18 protein-coding genes and 1 tRNA gene are annotated in these 16,407 nt (G+C 68.5%); 12 read left to right on the top strand and 7 right to left on the bottom strand.

Annotated features, from left to right (window positions below):
- Nucleotides 1-47: 47 nt before the first annotated feature.
- Nucleotides 48-950, top strand: a complete 903-nt coding sequence (locus AB0M14_RS21690; protein WP_364997633.1) for an alpha/beta hydrolase — start codon at nucleotides 48-50, stop codon at nucleotides 948-950.
- Here AB0M14_RS21690 and AB0M14_RS21685 read toward each other — a convergent pair.
- On the bottom strand, nucleotides 916-2,877 hold the full coding sequence (locus AB0M14_RS21685; protein ID WP_364997631.1) for a BTAD domain-containing putative transcriptional regulator: 1,962 nt from the start codon (nucleotides 2,875-2,877) through the stop codon (nucleotides 916-918). The two genes, AB0M14_RS21690 and AB0M14_RS21685, sit on opposite strands and share 35 nt — an antisense overlap.
- 221 nt (nucleotides 2,878-3,098) lie before the next feature.
- Here AB0M14_RS21685 and AB0M14_RS21680 point away from each other — a divergent pair, with 221 nt between their 5' ends.
- Nucleotides 3,099-3,722 (top strand): TetR/AcrR family transcriptional regulator, encoded by a 624-nt coding sequence (locus AB0M14_RS21680; protein ID WP_364997629.1) that lies wholly within the window; start codon nucleotides 3,099-3,101, stop codon nucleotides 3,720-3,722.
- Nucleotides 3,723-3,826: 104 nt separating this feature from the next.
- Here the strand turns inward: AB0M14_RS21680 and AB0M14_RS21675 are convergent, their stop codons facing one another.
- Nucleotides 3,827-4,756, bottom strand: a complete 930-nt coding sequence (locus AB0M14_RS21675; protein ID WP_364997627.1) for a DMT family transporter — start codon at nucleotides 4,754-4,756, stop codon at nucleotides 3,827-3,829.
- Nucleotides 4,757-4,858: 102 nt separating this feature from the next.
- On the opposite strand from AB0M14_RS21675, the gene AB0M14_RS21670 reads away from it, so the two are divergent.
- The 6 genes from AB0M14_RS21670 to AB0M14_RS21645 all read left to right on the top strand — a co-directional run bounded on the left by AB0M14_RS21670 (nucleotide 4,859) and on the right by AB0M14_RS21645 (nucleotide 9,494).
- On the top strand, nucleotides 4,859-5,764 hold the full coding sequence (locus tag AB0M14_RS21670; RefSeq protein WP_364997625.1) for a LysR family transcriptional regulator: 906 nt from the start codon (nucleotides 4,859-4,861) through the stop codon (nucleotides 5,762-5,764).
- A gap of 114 nt (nucleotides 5,765-5,878) precedes the next feature.
- On the top strand, nucleotides 5,879-6,397 hold the full coding sequence (locus AB0M14_RS21665; protein ID WP_364997623.1) for a hypothetical protein: 519 nt from the start codon (nucleotides 5,879-5,881) through the stop codon (nucleotides 6,395-6,397).
- Between the two features lie 148 nt (nucleotides 6,398-6,545).
- Complete coding sequence (locus tag AB0M14_RS21660; protein ID WP_364997621.1) at nucleotides 6,546-7,064, top strand: SRPBCC family protein; 519 nt, start codon at nucleotides 6,546-6,548, stop codon at nucleotides 7,062-7,064.
- A gap of 16 nt (nucleotides 7,065-7,080) precedes the next feature.
- Complete coding sequence (locus AB0M14_RS21655) at nucleotides 7,081-7,992, top strand: LysR family transcriptional regulator (protein WP_364997619.1); 912 nt, start codon at nucleotides 7,081-7,083, stop codon at nucleotides 7,990-7,992.
- A gap of 62 nt (nucleotides 7,993-8,054) precedes the next feature.
- Entirely contained in the window at nucleotides 8,055-8,513 is a 459-nt protein-coding gene (locus AB0M14_RS21650) for a hypothetical protein (RefSeq protein WP_364997617.1), read from the top strand.
- A 93-nt stretch (nucleotides 8,514-8,606) separates the two neighbouring features.
- Nucleotides 8,607-9,494 carry an exodeoxyribonuclease III gene (locus AB0M14_RS21645; protein ID WP_364997615.1) on the top strand — a complete coding sequence of 296 codons (888 nt, stop codon included), beginning with the start codon at nucleotides 8,607-8,609 and terminating at the stop codon, nucleotides 9,492-9,494.
- Nucleotides 9,495-9,552: 58 nt separating this feature from the next.
- On the opposite strand, the gene AB0M14_RS21640 is transcribed toward AB0M14_RS21645, so the two are convergent.
- The 5 genes from AB0M14_RS21640 to AB0M14_RS21620 form a co-directional block, all read right to left on the bottom strand.
- Nucleotides 9,553-9,625: transfer RNA gene (locus AB0M14_RS21640), tRNA-Ala, on the bottom strand.
- Nucleotides 9,626-9,707: 82 nt separating this feature from the next.
- Nucleotides 9,708-10,823, bottom strand: a complete 1,116-nt coding sequence (gene glpR / locus AB0M14_RS21635; RefSeq protein ID WP_364997613.1) for a gephyrin-like molybdotransferase receptor GlpR — start codon at nucleotides 10,821-10,823, stop codon at nucleotides 9,708-9,710.
- A 215-nt stretch (nucleotides 10,824-11,038) separates the two neighbouring features.
- Nucleotides 11,039-11,689 carry a GNAT family protein gene (locus AB0M14_RS21630; RefSeq protein WP_364999000.1) on the bottom strand — a complete coding sequence of 217 codons (651 nt, stop codon included), beginning with the start codon at nucleotides 11,687-11,689 and terminating at the stop codon, nucleotides 11,039-11,041.
- Between the two features lie 24 nt (nucleotides 11,690-11,713).
- Nucleotides 11,714-12,973: a gephyrin-like molybdotransferase Glp gene (gene glp, locus AB0M14_RS21625; RefSeq protein ID WP_364997611.1), complete on the bottom strand. Its 1,260-nt coding sequence runs from the start codon at nucleotides 12,971-12,973 to the stop codon at nucleotides 11,714-11,716.
- 142 nt (nucleotides 12,974-13,115) lie between these two features.
- A complete protein-coding gene (locus AB0M14_RS21620; protein ID WP_364997609.1) occupies nucleotides 13,116-14,069 on the bottom strand; it encodes a UTP--glucose-1-phosphate uridylyltransferase in 954 nt (317 codons plus the stop codon).
- Between the two features lie 74 nt (nucleotides 14,070-14,143).
- On the opposite strand from AB0M14_RS21620, the gene AB0M14_RS21615 reads away from it, so the two are divergent.
- The 4 genes from AB0M14_RS21615 (at nucleotide 14,144) to mscL (ending at nucleotide 16,389) form a co-directional block, all read left to right on the top strand.
- A complete protein-coding gene (locus AB0M14_RS21615; RefSeq protein ID WP_364997607.1) occupies nucleotides 14,144-14,743 on the top strand; it encodes a 5-formyltetrahydrofolate cyclo-ligase in 600 nt (199 codons plus the stop codon).
- 69 nt (nucleotides 14,744-14,812) lie between these two features.
- Nucleotides 14,813-15,136, top strand: a complete 324-nt coding sequence (locus tag AB0M14_RS21610; protein ID WP_364997605.1) for an FmdB family zinc ribbon protein — start codon at nucleotides 14,813-14,815, stop codon at nucleotides 15,134-15,136.
- An 80-nt stretch (nucleotides 15,137-15,216) separates the two neighbouring features.
- Nucleotides 15,217-15,873 carry an SAF domain-containing protein gene (locus tag AB0M14_RS21605; protein ID WP_364997603.1) on the top strand — a complete coding sequence of 219 codons (657 nt, stop codon included), beginning with the start codon at nucleotides 15,217-15,219 and terminating at the stop codon, nucleotides 15,871-15,873.
- 72 nt (nucleotides 15,874-15,945) lie between these two features.
- Nucleotides 15,946-16,389 carry a large conductance mechanosensitive channel protein MscL gene (gene mscL / locus AB0M14_RS21600; protein WP_364997601.1) on the top strand — a complete coding sequence of 148 codons (444 nt, stop codon included), beginning with the start codon at nucleotides 15,946-15,948 and terminating at the stop codon, nucleotides 16,387-16,389.
- The last annotated feature ends 18 nt before the right edge of the window (nucleotides 16,390-16,407 follow it).

Below are 16,407 nucleotides of genomic sequence, written 5' to 3'. Positions count from 1 at the left end.
GGGCAGCCTGAGGCGGTCCTGCCGATCAAGCTGTGAAGGGCTCTCCGATGACACTCACGATTCCCGGATTCGACTATCGACGCGTCACCGTCGCCGACGGCGTCTCGCTCAACGCCGCCGTCGGCGGCAGCGGTGACCCGATCGTGCTGCTGCACGGGTTCCCGCAAACCCATCTGTGCTGGCGGCATGTGGCGGCCGACCTGGCCGCCGATCACACCGTGATCTGCCCGGACCTGCGCGGTTACGGCGCCAGCGACAAGCCGGTCGCGGGCGACGGCGACACCTACTCGAAACGGACGATGGCCGCCGACATCGTGGCGCTCGGCCGGGCTATCGGGTTCGAGCGCTTCGCGTTGGCCGGGCACGACCGGGGCGCGCTGGTCGCCATCCGCGCCGGCCTGGATCATCCCGAGGTGATCACCCAGCTCGCCTCCCTCGATGTGCTGCCGTTGCTGGACATGTGGGAAGTGCTGCACGGGCGTTCGGCGGCAGTCGGTTTCCACCTCTACCTGATGGCCCAGAACGCCGGGCTGCCCGAAGAGCTGATCGCGGGCGCACCGGACGCCTTCTTCGGCCATTTCCTCGACGCGTGGACCCAGGATCCGACGGCCATCCCCGCCGACATTCGCGCCGCCTATCTCGAAGCGTCCCGGGCCGCCATCCCCTCGATCGTCGCCGACTATCGAGCCTCGGCCACCATCGACGTCGAACACGACCAGCACGATCGGAACGCCGGCAACCGGCTGCGGATGCCGGTCGCGGTGCTGCAACAGGACTGGGGCGCCGCGCTGGGTTTCGATGCCGCCGAGCTCTGGCGCGCCTGGGCCGAAAACCTCACGCACACCACGGTTCCGTGGGGCCATTTCATGGCGGAAGAGGCCCCGGCGGCAGTCGCCGGGGCGCTGCGGGAACTGCTCACGAAACCGGCCGGGCAGCCAGTGCCGCGCTGAGTTCGCCGAGGTAACCCGAGACGGGCCCGGCGGTCAGCACGCCGGACCCGGCCCCGGCGATTTCCGTTGCCGCGGTGGACAACGCGCGCCGCGCACGTTCCATCATCGGGTAGTCGCCGACCCGGACCGCCGCGCGTGCGGTGAGACACCACAGGGCCTCCAGCAGGAGGTCCGGCGGTGGTTCGGGGGTCCGGCGCAGTGCCGCGGCGGCGGCGTCGGCACGGTTGTCCGCCAGCAGCAGGTGCGGGCGCGCCCACGGCTCGTACGGGCCCCAGTCGGTTCCGGCGTCGAACTCGGCCTCCTGTCCGTGCCCGACCCGGAGACACAGCAGCGCCAGCGGGAGCAGCCCGTGTTCGACTCCGGGCATGCCACTGTCGGCGAGCAGCCGCGCGGCGGCTCGGTAGCCGGCTTCCGCGGCGGTGCTCGGTGCGCCGGTCGCCGCGGCGCGCATCGCGCGGTACCAGGTGGTGAAAACCGTCGTCAGCGGAGCTTCGTGCCGCCGGGCGAGGTCGTCGGCAGCGGCGGCGTGCTCGTCCGCGCCCTCGAATTCGGCGCGAGCGCCGAGGGCCTGCATCCGGATCAGATGTCCGAGGATCTCGAAGGTCACCAGCCCGTGCCGAGCCGACAAGGCCACCAATTCCCGGCCGATCGCGTCACGCTCGGCGGCGAGGCCGGCCCGGTGGAAGGTGTGCAGGAACAGGCCGCTCAACGCGGAGGCGAGCAGGGCGGGATCGTCGAGCCGGCGGGCGATCTCCTCGGCCGCCCGCGCGGCCCGCAGCCCATCGGCGGCGTTCGTACCGCGAGATTCGAGGGCGATGGCGACCAGCAGTCGAGCCCGCGTGGCGCCGGGTGTCTCGGCGGGCAGCCGCGCCAGGGTGCGCTGGGCCGCCGCGACGATTTGGGCCGCCTGCTCCGGATCGTCGGAGCGGGTCCAGATGCCAGGGACGTCGTAGTTCCCGATCACCCGCGCGGTGAGTTCGGGGTCGTCCAATTGTTCGGCGGCAGTGATGGTTCCGAGCCGTTGCTGCCGTGCGGCCGCCAGTCCGCCGCCGCCGCTGATCGCCAGGCCGCGCAGCAGTCCGACGGTCGATTCGAGCCGGGCCTTCGAGCCCGCCGCCACCGTGCGGTCATAGGCGGCGGCCGCCTGTTCCCATACTTTCTCCGCCGTCACCGCGCCGAGCTGGTCCTCGTGCCTGAGGATGTCCGCTTCCAGCGCGATGAGCTCATCCCCGGGGTCGATGCCCAAGTCCTCGGCGAGCTTTTCGCGGGCCCGGCGCAGAGCTGCCAGCGCCTCGGCTTGGCGACCGGAACGATAGAGCGCGAGCGCCAGCAGCCGCCATGCTTCCTCCCGCCACGGATGCTCGGCCAGGTGCGCGTCCAGGTCCGGCACCGCCTGGGTGGCGAGCCCGAGGTCCAGGCGCGCACGCGCCAGCCGCTCCACCGCGGACAGCCGCAACTCCTCCAAGCGGCCGCGCTCGGCCCGGGCCCACGCCTCCTCGGCGAAGTCCGCGTAGGCCGGACCGCGCCACCACCCCAGCGCCTGCTCGAGCTCTTCGAGCGCCCGCCGTGGCGTACCGGTCGCGGCGTGGGCGAGCGCAGCCTCGAACCGCCACGCGTCGACTGAATCCGGATCAGCGCGCAGCGCGTATCCCGGCCCTTCCGTGACGAGCAGCCGTGCGGCCGTACGCGCTCGACGGTGCGGCTCCAGCGCCCGCCGCAACGCCGAAACAAAGGTCTGCACCGCGCCTTTGGCTCCCGCGGGCGGATCGATCCACAAATCCTCGACGATCAGATTCACCGGCACCACCCGCCCGCGGGCAACCAGCAGCCGAGCCAGCACCGCCCGGTGCCGCGGCCCTTTGAGGTCGAGCGCGGCCCCCGCCTCATCCCAGGCGACGACCGGTCCCAGCACACCGAAACGCGGCATTCGTACCTCAGCTCCGAATCAATCCCCAGCCAGTCGACCTGGGGATTTTAGGCGAACCGGAGTCAGGTGCGGCACGGCGACAGCGCAGGTCAAGCTGCGAGCGCCGCGCGGCAACAGGCCGTCGGCGGCCGGTAGCGCCGGGAACACTGCGTCCCGTTCAGGTTCGAGGCCCGCCGCTTCGGGTCGGAGCGGCGTATCTAATGGTTTCGTATGCTGCCGATATGGCGGCGGCGAAGCAACAGGGCGGACGACCTCGCGAAGCACGGGTGGACACCTCCGTCGCCGCAGCGGTACGCGAGGTGATCGGGGAACGGGGATACGGCGGCCTGACCGTCGACGCGGTCGCCCGCACTGCCGGGGTCAGCAAGGCCGCGATCTACCGCCGCTACTCGACCAAGCAGGAGATGACCTTCGCGACGCTCCTGCACGACCTTCAAGAAGAACCCCCCGCCGACACGGGGAGCCTGGCCGGGGATCTCACCGCGCTCACCGAGCAGATCGCCACACAGGTGGTCGGGCCGGGTGGTGACACGCTCAGTGGCCTGCTTGCCGATATCCGGGCCGATCCCGAGCTGCGGGCCCGGTTCGCGCAGACCTTTCTGATGGTGGAACGCGGCGTCATCGCGACAGTGCTCGACCGGGCAGTCGCCCGCGGTGAGCTGGCGGCCCGGCCTGACCCCGCCATCGTCCAGGCGCTGCTACTGGGTCCGCTGTTCGCGTGGCTGGTCGTCCTCGACGAAGACCCGGCGCACGCCACCGAACTCAGCCGGCTGATCGCGTCGATGGCGGCTTCCGCGCTGAGCACGGGTCTGCTGCCCGCGACGGTCTGGTCGAAGCGCGTGTGAGGTGATCCGGTTGTCTCACCAGCCACTCGGTGGCAGCATACGAAACTGTGAGTTTCGATATCAAGAGTTTCGTAACTGGTGGACGCGGCTCGGCGCCGGATCCGCTACGCCAGCTGGACCAGCGCGCAGCCCACGATCAGCGCTGCCAGCCCGCCGAGCCGCACTGTGGTGACCGGTTTGGCGGGCAGCCGGAACCAGCCGTGGTGATCGATGGCCGCCGAGATGAGCTGCTGGCCGGTAACGGTCAGCGCGATGGTCGTCGCCGCGCCGATGTGCGGGATGACCGAGAAGGTGACAGTCACGTAGGTCGCGGCGGCGACCCCGCCGAGCCACCCCCACCACGGGACCTGCGCCAGCGCGGCGATCTGTGGCCGAGGGGTGCGGTGGGTAGCGACCAGGACGATCACCGCGATCGCGATGGCGGCTGTCGCGACGAGAAACGACCAGAGCCCGGTGGCGAACGGGTCGTCGAGCTCGTGTCGCAGCGCGGCATTGACCGCGCCCTGCACCGGAAGCACCGCGCCCGCGGCGAGACCGAGACCGATCCAGCCGATCCTGGCCGACATGGTCGTCCGCGTCGGCTCCCCGGCCAGCTGGCTGCGGATCACCACCCCGATTCCGGCGAGCACCGCGGCCCCACCCAGCAGCATGCCCGGGCCGAGCGGTCGCTGTTCGACGCCGAGGAGGCCGCCGACGTCGAGTGCGATCGAGGCGAACATCTGCCCGGTCACGAACAACCCCACCGAAGCCAACGCACCCAGGCGTGGAAACAAAACGATGGCACTGGTGATGTAGATCGGTGAGGCGATGCCGCCCAGCAACATCCACCATCGGGCATCCCCGAGCGAGCCGAAGGCGCCCATCCCGCCCGCAACGGCGGCGACGACGGCCAGGACCGCGGCCGAGACCGCCAATTGCACGGCGGCCGCACCGTACGGGGTGCCCACCGCCTTACCCAACTGCAGATTCACCGAAGCCTGCAAAGCCAGTAGGCCGCCGACGGCCAGCGCCGCGGCGAGATAGACGAGTGTCAAGGAGTGCTCCCGAAAGACGTAGCGAATACGGCACATTCACCTTGACGGCGACAACAGTGCTGATCAACGCACGTTTCCGGAACTCACTATGACTCTCCGGTCATGATCATGGAGGCCCCCGTGGAAATGCGGGACATCGAGATTTTCCTGACGCTGGCCGACGAGCTGCATTTCGGCCGGACCGCGCAGCGGTTGCATATCAGCCAATCGCGGGTCAGTCATGCGATCAAGAAACAGGAACGCCGTATCGGCGCAGCACTTTTCATCCGGTCGAGCCGCATGGTGCGGCTGACGCCGCTCGGCGAGCGGCTGCGCGCGGAGCTGCGGCAGGGCAGTGCGTTGATCGAGTCGGCGCTGGAACGTGCGCGCGCCGCCGCACGGGGCTTCGACGGCACGCTCACCGTGGGTGTGCTCGGCGCGCTCGGCCACGTCATCGGTCCGTGGCTGACGGCCTTCACCGACGCCCACCCCGACGTCGACTTGACCCTGCGCGAAGCGCATTTCGCCGACCCGTTCGGACCGCTCCGCGCCGGCGAGGTCGACGCGCAACTGGTGTGGCTGCCGGTCCGCGAACCCGACCTCACCATCGGCGCCACCGTGCTCACCGAGCCGATGTGGCTTGCCGTCTCCAGCACGTGCGAACTGGCCCGGCGCGAGATCGTCGACGTGGAAGATCTCGGCGACCACATCCTGTGCGACATCGGAACCACCGCGCCCACTTACTGGGCCGACGAACTGATCCCGCCGTGCACACCGTCCGGTCGCCCCATCCCCCGCGGTCCGCTGGTGCGCACATTCCAGGAAATGCTGGTGGCGGTCGCCGCCGGCCGCGCCGTCACCCTGGTGCAGGAACACTGCGTGCGCTACTACCAGCGCCCCGGCATCGTCTACTTGCCGATGACAAGCGCACCCGTCTGCCGGTGGGTCTTCGTGTGGCGTACCGGCACCGAAACCGAGCTGATCCGCGCTTTCGGCAGCTGGCAGCACAGTCGGTCGTATGCGGTTTGACCAGCGGCTTCGATTGCCGAGCAGGCCGAAATTCGATATCGGCCTACGATGGGCTTTGTCGTTTTTGTACTGCCATCGAGATGCGCATTACGCATCACGACGAAAGGTGCTGAAATGCGATTCCATCGTTCCGCAGCAGCTTTTCTCGGCGCGACTCTGATTCTTCCGGTGCTGACCGGTTTCGCGACCGCCGATCCGATCGTCGGCGGCTGCTACGGCGGCCAGCTCACCACCACCAACGTTCCAGGTAGCGGCAGCGCCGGGATGAACACCAACGTCACCGGCGGACTCACCGACTGCGGCAGCCCGCAGCTACCCGGCGTCACCGGGGCCATGCTGAATATCAGTTACCCGTTCAACGTCGTCACCGGCAGCTCCTCCGGAACCGGCGCGGGCGGAAACCCGGCCGGCGGAACCATAGCCTGGTCCGATGGATCAGTAAGCGTCGTCTCGGGCAATTGGGTCACCTCACCGGTAGGCCAGAACGCCATCAGCACCCTCGGCATCATCAGCGGCCCCGGCGCGGGTCAGCAGCTGGTGCTCGGCACTCGCCAGATCGCCAACGCGGGTTCCGTAGGCGGCGGCAGCGGCGGCGCCGGCTCGGTCGACGTCATCGACGCACTCTTCAGGTGACAGCGGCCGCCAACCCGTTCATGCAAGTGCCTAACTAGCCGAATGCAGCATGCCGACCTGGTCCACCTCCTTGATCATCCGTGTGATACAAATGTCTGACACATTTGTATCACACGCTCTGGGTGCAGGGCGGAACGGAAGTAGGACCATGAGTCGTCGCAACCTCGCGCTGGGCGCACCACTGCTCGTCATCGCCGTCGCCACGGTGCTGGCGGTACTCGGTTCGCTGCGCGATTCCCACATCGTGACCGTGACCCGCGTAACCGAGGCGGACCCAGATGTCATGTGGGAGCTGTGGAGTGACGTGCCCGCGCGTACCGAGTGGGATCACGGTCTGCAGTACATCGACATCGACGGCCCCTTCCGAGCGGGCACCACGGGCACCGTCAAGGTCGAGGGCCAGGACCCGGTCCGGTACGAAATCGTCGAAGTGACACCGAATGTGAGCTTCACCGACCGCTTCGAGAGCCTGCTGTGGACACATACCGACTGGCACCACACCATCGAACGCCAGGCCGACGGGCGCTATGCGGTCACCTGGCGCCTCGAGACCCGGGGACCACTGTCACTGATCTCCTTGCCCCTGTTGAAGAACATCTTCGGCGAGGAAGTACCCACCGCGGTCACCGAGTTCGTCCAGCTCGCCGAGAGCAAAAGCCGGCGCTGACGAATCGAGGAGCAACGTGCTGGAACGTCTCGAACTGGAGGCATTTCTCACCCTTGCCGAGGAATTGCACTTCGGCAGGACAGCGGCGCGACTGAGCGTCACGACGGCACGGATCAGCCAGACGATCCGAAAACTGGAGCGCCGCATAGGTGCACCGCTGTTCGAACGCAACAGCCGCACCGTCGGACTCACCCCACTGGGCATGAAACTACGCGACGAATTACGGCCTGCCTACGATCACATTGTGGCCAGCGTCTTCGCAGCAAGCCAAGCCGGCGAGGTCGAAAGCACGATCACGGTAGGGTTTTCCACACCCTGGTGCGGAAAACTGATCATGCGGGCGGCAGCGGTCTTTCAGCGCCGGCACCCGAATATCACTGTCGAGATCGCGGAGATCCCGCTCACCGATCCACTCGGCCGCATGCGCTCAGGCGCAGTGGATCTGCAGCTCAGCGAGTTCCCCATCGCCGAACCCGACATCACCGCTGGACCGACCATCTGTTCCGTACCGCGCGGACTGCTTATGTCCCAACGCCATCCGTTCGCCGGACGCGCGGCGGTGTCAACCGAGGACCTGGCCGACACGACACTGATCACCATCGTCGGTGGACTCGTCCCCGGCTACTGGATGGACCACCACTTTCCACGACACACGCCCACGGGGCGGCCGATCCCACACGGGCCGACGACGAACTTCTGCGCCGAAGTGCTGGTTCACGTCAGTCAAGGCAATGCCGTCACCATCGTCGCACTACACGCCGCAGCGCTTCTCCACGCGCCACAGACGGTGATCGTGCCCCTCCATGACTCGCCCCCCATCGACTACGGGCTCCTGTGGCCGACCGCAGGAAGGAACCCCCTCGTCAAACCATTCGTCGAAACAATCGCCGAGGCCGTGAGCGGTGGTCGGCTGCACTCCGCCCTATAGCCCGTGGAGCGTTCAGGTTTCGAAAAGGAATCGATCGGCGGTACCGCATAGCGTCTTGGTGCATGAGTGAATCGGCATCAGGGCAGGCGAAGGCGCACGTGCAGGAGGAGCGGGCGACGAACGGCAATGCGTTCGCGGCGGGGTGGTTAGGCGCGTCGGGGGTGCCGGCCATGGTGCTCGCCGCGGTCAACGCGCACTCGGCGGCGCAGGACTTCTCGGGGGCCGACCCTGTCCGCGGGGAGATGTGTGATGCGATCACCTGGTTCTTCGGCAGTAGTGCGTTGCTGCTCGGTGTCGGTGTCGTGCTGTTGATTTCCGGATCGAGGGCGGGGCGAGCCCTCGTAGCCGTTGGCTCGGGCGCTGCGCTGATGGGTCACGGGGTCGGGATAGCGGCGCTGGCTTTCGTGACGGAACCTGACACGGTCACATACATCGAGTCGCCGATGTTATCCGTGTTCTTCTACGGGTTTCTGGTGTTTCCGGTCGCCACCATCTGGTGCGCGGCGCTCAGTAGCCGATGAGAGCCTGCGCTGATTCGAGCAGAACACGACCGGTTGCAGGTCGGTACCGGAGCTGCCCGGGTGAGACGTATCGGGCTCCGGCACAGTGTTGCCATGGGTTCGTCGGTCGCTGACTCTTTCACTGTCGCCACTTTCAATGTCAACGGAATCCGCGCGTCACGTCGTCGTGGATTCGATCAGTGGTTGCGGGCCAGGTCGGCGGATGTGGTCGCGTTGCAGGAGCTGCGTTGTCCCGCAGCCGATGTGGGAAACTTCCCGGGATATTCGGCGGCGGTGGACGTCGGTTCCGTGGCCGGTCGTAACGGTGTGGCCGTACTGACGAGGGTTCCCGCCGCTGCCGTGCGGACGTGGGTGACTCACCCGCCCAGGGCCCGGGGACTCGGTGAGTTCGCCACGCAGGGACGCTATATCGAGGTAGACCTGGCCGACCGCCCGGTGACGGTGGCCTCGCTTTATCTCCCCAAGGGTGGTCTGCCCGCGCATCTCCAGCGCCCCGGATCGATGCGCGAACTGCCCGACGGTGGAGTCAAGTACGAACGTAAGCAGAGGTTTCTCGCGGCGTTCGCCCGCGAAGTGCACCGGAACCGGCTCGCTGCGCTGAGTACGGGACGCGAGTTCGTCCTCACCGGGGATCTGAACATCGCGCACACCCGGCACGATGTCACCAACTGGCGTGCCGCCCGCACGATGGACGGCTTCCTGCCTGCCGACCGCGAGTGGTTCAGTTCGGTTCTCGGCACGCGCCGACTCGTCGACGTGGTGCGACAGGTGCACGGCGATCGCCCGGGTCCACTCACCTGGTGGAGTTGGGCGGGTCGATCGTTCACCAAGGATGTGGGTTGGCGAGTAGACCACCAACTCGCGACGTCCGGTCTCGCCCGCCTCGCGACGGCTGTCGTAGTCGACAAGGAACCCTCACCCGCCGAGCGGCTCTCCGACCACGCGCCCCTCGTGGTGACCTACTCGGCGATGCCTAACTGAGAAGTTATCATTTCCAGGTCGCCCCAAAAGAAAAAGCCCAGCATATGCTGGGCCTTTGTGGAGCTAAGGGGAATCGAACCCCTGACCTTCTCGATGCGAACGAGACGCGCTACCAACTGCGCTATAGCCCCGTGCGGATCCCGGGGGAACCGCGCTGAGACACTGTATCAGGCAAGGTGCCGGGATACCGAATCGCCTATTTGAGGTGCGGAATTACTCGCCGACGGCGTGGCGGTAGTCGCCGGCGCCGTGGCGGTCGCGCAGGGCGCGGGCGGTGGCGGGGTCGAAGGTGTCGAGGTGTTCGAACATGGGGTCTTCGTCGTCGGCTTCCAACAGGGTGGAGCGGCGACGGAGGGCGCGGGCGGTCTCGCGGTCGATGGTGCGGCGGCGGGCGCGGGCCTCGGCCTGGCGGGGGTCTTCGACGGGGGGCTCGCCCTGCTGCTGGGCGCGGGTGAGGCGGGCGGCGCGACGACGGCGGATGTCCTCTTCGATGCGTACCTGCTTGCGTAGGTAGCCGAGGTAGGTGGCCAGGACGACGGCACACAGGCCGCTGGCCCACCAGAAGACCGCGCTGAGGACGACGCCGAGGGCGCCGCAGGCGATGGCGCCCAGCAGGAGGCCGAGGACGGCGCGCTGGCGGAAGGTGTAGCGGGCGGCGCGCGCGATGGCGTCGGCTTCCGGATCGAAACCGCCGCGGCCGCGCCGGGAAGGCACGAAATCGGGGTCCGCGGCGTCGAATTCATCGTCGTGGTATTCGGGATCGAAGTCCTCGAGGCGGGCGGGCGCGGCACTCCGGGCAGGCGGCATGGCGACCGTCTCCGGTTCGGTGCGCTCTTCCGCCACGTCGTCATCATCGGCCGAATCCGCGCTGTCCGCAGCGGTTCCGCCGGTTACGTCGAATTCGAGGTCCGCTTCGGCGAATTCGGCCTCGTCGGCCAGTTCGGCTTCCAGAGCCTCGTCGTCCGCCAGTTCGACCTCGGCGCTGACGGTTTCGCGGGCGGCGCTCGGGCTCGCCTCGAGTTCCGGTGTGGCACCGGTCAACTCGTCCTCCGGGTCGGTGACTTGATCGGCCGGGTTCATCCGGTGCTCCGCATCATCGCTGGGGAAGAACTTTCTGTGCGCACGACTCGGTCTGTAATCGGGGTCGCTGTCGTGCCCGGCGGCGGGGCCGGACTTCATGCGCCGCTTGGAGCCGCCGCGGTGCAGGACTCTCGTCGCCAGTGCCGCGTCAGTGGTCTGGCGGATCCGGGGGTGCCGGTCGGCGAGTATCGGGAACAGCACGAAGACCCACAGCACGACCAACCCGATCCACAGAATCGAATTCGGCATCTTCCCTTTTCACACCTCCGTCCCCACTGGTTCCGCCGGCGCGAAAACGCACCACTGACGTCCGTAGGTTAATTCGGGGACGCATCAACATCTGGCAGGCGCGCCGTGCACATACGCCACATCTGTCACAAGAATCCCCGGTTTCAAGCGTTTCTTCCGGCTGTTTGTGCATCGCGGGGATATCTTGTGCGGTTACCGCACCTTCGAATCCGCCGTCAGGGCAGGATGACTCGGCCGTCGCGCGCCAGGCGTTCGACGACGGTGCCCAGGACTTCCTCGATGGTGATCCCGACCAGCATGTGATCGCGCCAGGCCCCGTCGACGTCGAGATATTTGCGCAGCAAACCCTCTTCGCGGAACCCGACGTTGCGCAGCACGGCCTGGCTGGCCAGGTTCTCCGGCCGCACCGTGGCCTCCACCCGGTGCAGGCCGACCGGCCCGAAGCAGTGGTCGAGCCCGAGCCCGAGCGCCGCGGTGGCCACCCCCTGGCCACTGAGATCCTTGGCGACCCAGTACCCGATCCACGCCGAACGCAGGGCGCCGCGCACGATATTGCCGACGGTGAGCTGCCCGCTGAAGTTGCCGTCGACCTCGATCACCAACGGGATCATCGCGCCGCGCCGCGCCTCGGCTTTCAGGCTGGACCACAGCGACGGCCAGTTCGACGCGTGATTGCGCGCCTCCCAGGCGCCGCGCCCGGTCGGCTCCCACGGCTCCAGATGATCCCGGTCGCGCAGCCGGATCCGGCTCCAGGCCGCCGCGTCCCGCAACCGCACCGGCCGCAGCGTCACCTGCCCCGCCGCGCACCGCACCGGGCCCAGCCGCGCGGGCCATCCCGGATGCTGCGTGACCCGGAATACGTTCATCGACTCCATCCGCTCCTCGACCGATCAGCCGCGCTGGGCGAGGAACGCGACCCGGACTTCGTCACCGGTCCGGATTTCGGTGTCGTCCGGCTCGATCATGATGAGACTGTTCGCCTCGGCCAGCGTCGCCAGCAAGTGCGAGGACGAACCGGCCGCGCCGCCCAGCGGCTGCACCAGGTAATCGCCGGTGGTCTCGTCGCGCATCAGCTGCGCGCGCAGATAGCCCTTGCGACCCGCCATCGAGGAGATGGGCGTGATGGTCCGGGCCCGGATGACCCGGCGCATCGGATGCCGCCGCCCGAGCGCGATCCGGATCAGCGGCCGCACCATGACCTCGAAAACCACCAGCGCGCCAACCGGATTGGACGGTAGTAGGAAGGTCGGGACCTCGTCCCGGCCCAGCCTGCCGAAGCCCTGCACGGAGCCGGGATGCATGGCGACGCGGGCGATCTCCAGCTCGCCCAGCCCCTCCAGCGCTTCCCGGACCTGCTCGGAGGCCCAGCCGCCGACCGCGCCCGCGATCACCACGACCTCGGAGCGCACCAGCTGACCTTCCACCACATCGCGCAGCTGACCCGGGTCGGTGCTGACGATGCCGACGCGGTTCACGTCGGCGCCCGCGTCGCGCGCGGCCGCGGCCAGCGCATAGGAGTTGACGTCGTAGACCTGGCCCGGTCCGGGCGTGCGATCGATGTCGATGAGTTCGCCGCCGACCGAGATCACCGAGAGCCGCGGCCGCGGATGTACGAGCACCTTGTCCTGCCCGACCGCGGCGAGCAGACCGACCTGCGCGGGCCCGATGATGGTGCCCGCACGCACCGCGACATCGCCGGGCTGCACGTCATCGCCGACACGGCGCACGTAATCGCCGGAGCGCACGGTCTCATAGACCTTGATCCGCGCCCGGCCGCCGTCGGTGAAGTCCAGTGGCAGAACGGCATCCGCGAGCGTCGGCAGCGGCGCGCCGGTATCCACCCGCACGGTCTGGCGCGGCTGCAACCGGATCGGCTGCCGCGAGCCCGCGACCACCTCGCCGACCACCGGCAGCGTCAGATCGACGAGTTCGCCGTCCTCGTTGCGGATATCGGTACCGGCGGCGGCGACATCGACGCTGCGCACCGCGTAACCGTCGATCGCGGCCTGGTCGAAGCCGGGCAACGGCCGTTCGGTGACCACGTCTTCGGCGCACAGCAGGCCCTGGGCCTCGGAGATCGCGACCCGGACCGGCCGGGGCGCGACCGCCGCCGCGGTCACCTTGATCTGCTGATCCTCAACCGAGCGCATCGAGCCCTTCCCTGATCTGGCGTCGCACTGAATCCCGCCGCGCACCCAGTGATGGTGTCACCGCGGCTCCGCGAATGCGGTTCGGCGCGCGGCAGGTGAACTCTCATTCGTACCCGACCGCGCGCCGACAGCGAAACCGATCTCAGTCGTAGGGTGTCAGCTGGGGATCCCACTCCGGACTCAGCCGGTGCTGCAACCACTCCCGCAGCGCCGGGCCGTATTCCTCGCGTTCCAAAGCGAAATCGACCGCGGCACGAAGATAACCGCCCGGGTTGCCCAGATCGTGCCGCGACCCCCGGTGCACCACCACGTGCACGGGATGCCCCTCCGCGATCAGCAGCGCGATGGCGTCGGTGAGTTGCAGTTCACCGCCGGCGCCGGGCTCGATCCGCCGCAGCGCGTCGAAGATGGCGCGATCCAACAGGTATCGGCCGGCGGCCGCATAGGTGGACGGCGCGTCCGCCAGGGCGGGCTTCTCCACCATTCCGTTGACGCGCATCACATTCGGGTTCACCGCGTCCGGCACGGTCGCCACGTCGAAGACGCCGTAGGAGCTGACCTGATCCTTGGGCACGTCGATGGCGCACAGCACGCTGCCGCCGCGCTTGCGCCGCACCCGGCTCATCACGTCGAGCACCCCGCAGGGCTGCACCAGGTCGTCCGGCAGCAGGACGGCGATGGCGTCCTCGTCGTCGTCGAGCACGCTCTCGGCTTGCGCGACGGCGTGGCCGAGGCCCAGCGGCTCTTCCTGGATCACCGAGACCACGTCGAGCAGGCCGGGCGCCTTGCGCACCTTCTCCAGCAGCTTGAACTTGCCGCGCTCGGCGAGTGTGCTCTCCAGCACCAAGTCCTCGACGAAGTGCGCGACGACGCCGTCCTTGCCGGGTGAGGTGACGATCACCAGCCGGTCGGCGCCCGAATCGGCGGCTTCCACCGCGACCAGCTCGATGCCCGGGGTGTCCACCACCGGCAGCAACTCCTTGGGCACCGTCTTGGTCGCGGGTAGGAACCGCGTTCCCAGTCCGGCCGCGGGGACGACGGCCGTGCGGAAGCACGACACCGGGCCGTCTGCGGAGTGTCCGGCATTTGCTGTCATGGGCATACCCTATCCATCCATCACATCGGCCCCAGCGCCGTCTGGCGGCGATGGGGCGTAATGCGGGTGAGCATATGGTGATCATCATGGAGATGCCCGGTGAGGCCGATAAACATGCATGGCGCTCCGAAATTCTTCGGCAACGGAGTGCCCAGCTCGCCACCGAGCATGCAGACGAGGCTCGCTTATTGGCTGAAATCGCGGGCAAACTCGCAGTGAACGGCTGGGTCTGTGCCTATGTGCCGGTGCGCGGCGAGCCCGGTTCACGCGAACTGCTGGACGCGCTGTGTGTGGGCGGGTCGCGGGTGCTGCTCCCCGTGACGGGCCCGCCCGGGCCGCTGCAGTGGGCCGAGTACACCGGTCCGGACAGCCTGCAGCCCGCGCGGTTCGGACTGCTGGAGCCGATCGGGGAACTGCTCGGCGCCGGGGCCGTCGCGCGCGCGGAGCTGATCCTGGTGCCCGCGCTCGCGGTGGACCTGCGCGGCGTCCGGCTCGGGCGCGGGGCCGGATATTACGACCGCACCCTGGCCGCGGCCCGGCCGGACGCCCGGCTGACCGCGGTCGTGCGCGATGCCGAACTGGTCCCCCGGCTGCCCGAGGAACCGCATGACCTGCGCATGGGCTGGGCGCTCACGCCCCGGGGCGGGCTGCGCCGGCTGGGTACCGTGGAATGAATGCAGGATTGGCGATGTTGGCACTGTCGCCTGTAGAGTGCCAGTTCGACGAGACCAGCGGAGGATCCTGTGCCAACTTATTCGTACGCGTGCACCCAGTGTGACAACCGCTTCGACATCGTTCAGTCCTTCAGCGACGACGCGCTGACCGTCTGCCCCGAGTGCTCGGGCAAGCTGCGCAAGCTGTTCAACTCGGTCGGCATCGTGTTCAAGGGCAGCGGCTTCTACCGCACCGACAGCCGCGGCGGCGCCTCCACGGCGAGCGAGCCCGCGAAGTCGGACAACGGGAAGTCCGACAGCGGCCCGGCGAAGAGCTCGGAATCCAGCTCGTCGTCGAGCGGCAACGGCTCCACCAGCAGCTCCTCCACCAGCACCGCGGCCGCCGCCAGCTGAGTTCTCCACAGCCTGAAAGTTATCCACAGGCAGGTCTTTTCCCGGGCGTGGCGCCGGGCTCGTGGTCATAGGATCCGGCCATGACATCGCGCACCGATCTCGGCCGGGAGCACCCGCTGCGCACGGTTCTCGACCACCGCCCACCCTGGGCTGACCTCCTCCTGGTCCGCCGTTTGCTCGCCGCCGCACTCACCGTGCTGGCGGCGGTGCTGTTTCTCCGCGGCGATCCGGAGACCCATCCCGCGCAGGTGATCGTCGCCGATCACGATCTACCGCCAGGCAGACTGCTGACCGCCGGCGACATCCGCACCGCGCCGCACGCCTCCGGCTCCCTCCCGGCCGGTGCCGTCCGCGACGCCGGAGAGCTCCTGGGCGCCACGCTGACCGGCGCGATGCGGGCCGGTGAGGTCTTCACCGATCTGCGCGTCGTCGGCCCGCGCCTGGCGGCCGTGGCGGGCGGCGCACCGGACGCGCGCATCGTCCCGATTCGCCTCGCCGACACCGCCGTCGCGGAAATCCTGCGCGCCGGCGACCGCGTCGACGTGGTAGGCACGGAGGACGGCGACGACCGGCCCGCGCGCACGCTGGCCCGGGACGCGGCCGTGGTGCTGGTCTCGCGCCCGGCCGACCGGCGTGGGCAGCCGGAGCCGGTGGTACTCCTGGCCTTGGACGCCGCGCACGCCACCGCCGTCGCGGCGGCCTCACTGCGGACCGCGCTGACCGTCGTCTTCCGCTAGGTCACTAGCATCGGCAACCACTCGCGGCTCCGCGCAGCCAGTCAGTTCCATCCGAACAGGAGAGATTCGGCCATGCTCAAGGGTTTCAAAGACTTCATCTTCCGCGGCAACGTGCTCGATCTAGCGGTAGCCGTCGTGATCGGCACCGCCTTCACCGCCATCGTGAGCTCCTTCACCGACGGCATCGTCAAGCCGCTGCTCGCGGTCTTCGGCGGCACCAACGATCTCGGCTGGGGCTTCCAGCTGGTGGCGGACAAGCCGGCCACCTTCATCCAGCTGGGCACGATCGTGGGCGCCGTCATCGACTTCCTGTTGATCGCGGCGGTGCTGTACTTCGTGCTGGTGACCCCGGCGAACCGCATCATGGCGCGCTTCGGCTCCAAGCAAGCGGCGGCCACCGAGATCGCCCTGCTCACCGAGATCCGCGATCTGCTCGCGGCCGAGCGCGACGCCGCGGCGAACTCGAGTACCGAAACCGGTTCGAGCACAGGCACGACCACGATCCGCGAGGTGTAAACCCCGCCACCCCAAGCC

The organism is Nocardia sp. NPDC051832 (assembly GCF_040681285.1).
Taxonomy (GTDB): Bacteria; Actinomycetota; Actinomycetes; order Mycobacteriales; family Mycobacteriaceae; genus Nocardia.
Note: the sequence above shows the minus strand (reverse complement) of the source record. Positions and strands in the feature narration are given on the sequence as shown.